Below are 2,446 nucleotides of genomic sequence, written 5' to 3' on the forward strand. Positions count from 1 at the left end.
GATCGCCGTCGGCGACGCACCCGCTCCCACACCGCCCGACTACCTCGGTGACCCCGTCAAACGCGGACGAATCGACGCCACCCCCGAACAGATCGCTACACTCGACCCCCTCGCACGTAAACGCAACGACGCGATAGCACGCGACACCACCGCCTTGGCCAACCGCGACAACGCTCGAACAGCGTTCGAAGCCGACCCGTCACCGGCCAACCAAGCCCGACTGGACCGCGCCGAGGCCGAATACAGCAGCGCCCACACCGCCATGTCCAAGGCAGCCGAGAAGTACGGTGACAACGTGGCCGCCGAAGCCGCCATCCGCGACCACTACCCCGGCGCGACACGCATCGACCTCCACGGCCCCGCCAACGGCAACCACCAATTCGACCAAGTGTGGCGCACCCAAGACGGGCGATACGTCGTGGTCGAAGCAAAGAGCAGCACCGAAACCCGACTAGGAGCCCGCAACCTACCCAACGGCCAGCGCGTCTCCCAAGGCACCCGCGACTACTTCGAAGACATCCTCAATGAGATGGAAAATCGAGGCATGAAGGCAGAAAACCAGCGAGACACCATCGACGGAAAGGATCTCGTTACCGAACTCCGCGACTCCTTGGAACAAGATAATCTTGATTACGTTGTCGTACACGGCGCACCGAATACCGGCACATACGCCGGTTATAAAATGAAGACATTCAATATCGAAGCAGGGAGCTGAGAGATTTCATGGAGACCATCCCGGTCCACTGGACGGCACTGTCCGCGCCGTCCGCCTATCTCATCCGGATACAGGAATCGACCTCGGACGCCCTCAGCAGGATGACCGAACATCCGAGAGCAATTACGACCGCTTTCGAACGAGCTGCGAAAAAGGTGCGAGAGCAATTGACTCTCGATCCGACTGGCCGGAAGTTGGAATCCTGGGAAGCCGCCGTATTGGTATTGCAGACCGGTTCAGCGATGTTCGAATGGGCCTACACCACCGACGACGCAATCGACGTGATGATCGATCACGAAGTACGGCACCTGAGCACACTCAAGGACAACGTCGCCGCACGACGCTCATGGGGTTCGAGTTCTCACAAATGGTTGACTACGTTCTGGTGGTGCCTGATCTGCCGAGACGGCCCACGCCTCGAGCAGCTGGCGAACATACCAGCAGAGAACCTGTTCCCTCCCCACGTCCAGACCGACGAATACTGGATCCGCTGGACCGAAGCACTGCAGATCTGGGCACTGAAACAGCCCGGACTGGTCGACAAACTCGGTGACGCGATCCAGCTTTCCGACCCCTCGATCGCCGTCATCACCCCCCGAGACATGCTCGACAAAATCAACTACCAATACATCTACCTGTTCTACCGAGTCCTCCAAGGCGACCCCGACGAATTCAACACCGCCCTCCAGCAAGCCCTGCACTACCACCGCGAATACTGGACATCCGACCCCGACCGCGAAGATGACTTCACCGGAAACCTCGCACTCGGGCTGCTCGCCATCGCCTGCCTCGCCCTGGACTCCGGCATCCCCGTCAACGTGCAATCGGACTACCTTCCCGAACATCTCCTCCGCGGAAGCTGGCTCGGAGAATTCCCCATATAACCTCAACACAGCACCGCGAACCACGCGATATGGCGAGAACACCCTGGTCGAACTGGGACACCGTCCGCGACGGATTCGGCAAGGTGCCCGATCGGGTGCGGGACATCTTCGTCACGGCATTGACCCCCGGGACCACACACATCGCGGCATTCCCGGATCCACTGCCGCTGGGGGTCCGGATAGGGTTGGTCGCACCAGAAGGCTCATCGCGCGAGCGGATTCGTGTCCGCGCCGAGCACGACGAGACCGGCTACTTCCTCGACTTCTACAAAGAGGGAAACGACGGGGAAACCTCTTCACACTGCCGGATCCGTGAGGACGGCTCGAACACGCCGCTGGAGAATCTCATCTTGGTGCACCGACACTTCGACGATCCTGAACAGGCCAGGCAAGAGCGGGAGCGCCGTGCCGCCCACAACAAGCGGGTCGTGGAGATCCTGCGGGCGAAGGGTTTGTACATGTGAATCAGAGGAATCACCGTCCATGAAATGGTGCCGGCGGGACATCTACGTCACCGCCCCGACACCAGGGACGACCGACATCGCCGCACTCCCGGATCCACTCCCGCAGGGGATTGGGATCGGGTTGGTCGCACCAGAAGGGTCGTCCCGCAAGCGGATTGTCGTCCGCGCCGAGCGACGAGACCGGCCCGCGTTGTGCAAGTATCTGGGCTGGCGGTTGTCTCGAGCCATGCGAGCATTGTGGGTGTGACCGAACGCCTGCGAGCCATCGCCGCCGACAACGAGCAAATCATCGCAGCCGGCGGTTACCTGGCGCCCGGCGGACACTATGTCTCGTTGACATCGAGGGTGCAAGCCGCCGTCCAGGGCACCCGGATGTACGGCCC

At 61.3% G+C, this 2,446-nt stretch carries 3 protein-coding genes; all 3 read left to right on the plus strand.

Annotated features, from left to right (window positions below):
* A partial coding sequence (locus ACFWPJ_RS30420; RefSeq protein ID WP_378856592.1) for a hypothetical protein occupies window positions 1-715 on the plus strand: 715 nt, incomplete at its 5' end.
* A gap of 8 nt (window positions 716-723) precedes the next feature.
* Window positions 724-1,599, plus strand: a complete 876-nt coding sequence (locus tag ACFWPJ_RS30425) for an immunity 49 family protein (protein WP_378856594.1) — start codon at window positions 724-726, stop codon at window positions 1,597-1,599.
* 95 nt (window positions 1,600-1,694) lie between these two features.
* Entirely contained in the window at window positions 1,695-2,063 is a 369-nt protein-coding gene (locus tag ACFWPJ_RS30430) for a hypothetical protein (RefSeq protein ID WP_378856596.1), read from the plus strand.
* Window positions 2,064-2,446: the final 383 nt, after the last annotated feature.

Source organism: Nocardia sp. NPDC058497, from assembly GCF_042720195.1.
Classification (GTDB): Bacteria; Actinomycetota; Actinomycetes; order Mycobacteriales; family Mycobacteriaceae; genus Nocardia.